Source organism: Desulfovibrio sp. 1188_IL3213 (assembly GCF_036763145.1).
Lineage (GTDB): Bacteria > Desulfobacterota > Desulfovibrionia > Desulfovibrionales > Desulfovibrionaceae > Desulfovibrio.
Map to the genome: position 1 here is coordinate 1 of NZ_JBAIYR010000648.1, position 919 is coordinate 919.

A 919-nucleotide genomic window follows, 5' to 3' on the forward strand; every position below is an offset into this window, starting at 1 on the left:
TCCAGCGGTGTGCGGCCCAATGTGGCTGTCATCAGCGGCGGCTCCGTACCCAAACTGTACATGAATGCCCGCGACCACATTAAAAAGGGCGTTGTTCCGCTTGAAAACTGCGTGGGCAGCTTTGCCATGCTGCTGGTTCCCGATGACGGGCAGACGCCTGTCATGCGGCTTGAAGGCATCGGCAAGCATACGGTGGGGGCCGGGGCTTCGCCCCAGGCCGTCACGACGGCCCTGACCTTTGACCCCCTGTCCCGCGTGGGCCTCAAGCTGACGGACGTGGACAAGTATGCCCCTGAACTGCACAACGCCGAGATCACCCTGCCTGCGGGCGCGGGCAACGTGCCGGAAGCCAACTACAAGATGATCGCTGCTCTGGCGGTCATGAAAGGGCAGATAGAGCGCGGCGACATCCCGAAGTTTGTGGAACAGCGCGGCATGCCGGGCTTTGCGCACACCCAGGGGCATATCCCTTCGGGCGTTCCCTATGTGGGTCATGCCCTTGAGGCCATGAAAGAAGGGCGCATCAAGCGGGCCATGATCATCGGCAAGGGCAGCCTCTTTCTGGGCCGCCTGACCAATCTGGCTGACGGCGTCTCCTTTATTATGGAAGCGCCGGGAAGCGTCCCCGCGGCGCAGGACATCAGTCAGGCGGATGTGACGGAAATGCTGCTTACCGCTCTGGGCGATCTGGCGACCAATCTGCAAAAGAGCTGACAGGAGGGGCTATGGCTGGTCAAAATGACAAGCGTGCCATGCTCGGCAAGGCTCTTGAAGACCTGGTGACGCGGGCGCGCAGCGGGCGCGAACCGTGCCGCATAGGACTCATGGCTGCCGGGGGCGAGCATTCGGATATGGAGTTTATCACGGCTGCGACCGCGGCCATGAAGGAAGATGCCGCCCTGACTGTGGTGGGGGTCGG

The 919-nt window shown here is 62.5% G+C and carries 1 protein-coding gene and 1 pseudogene; both read left to right on the forward strand.

All coding sequences use genetic code 11. The annotated features are described in order from the left end of the window. The coding region (locus V6C16_RS14280) for a DUF5940 domain-containing protein (RefSeq protein ID WP_333543562.1) at nt 1-714 on the forward strand (714 nt) is incomplete at its 5' end. Nucleotides 715-725: 11 nt separating this feature from the next. Then, nucleotides 726-919: pseudogene (locus tag V6C16_RS14285) on the forward strand (glycine/sarcosine/betaine reductase complex component C subunit alpha); the annotation flags it as partial.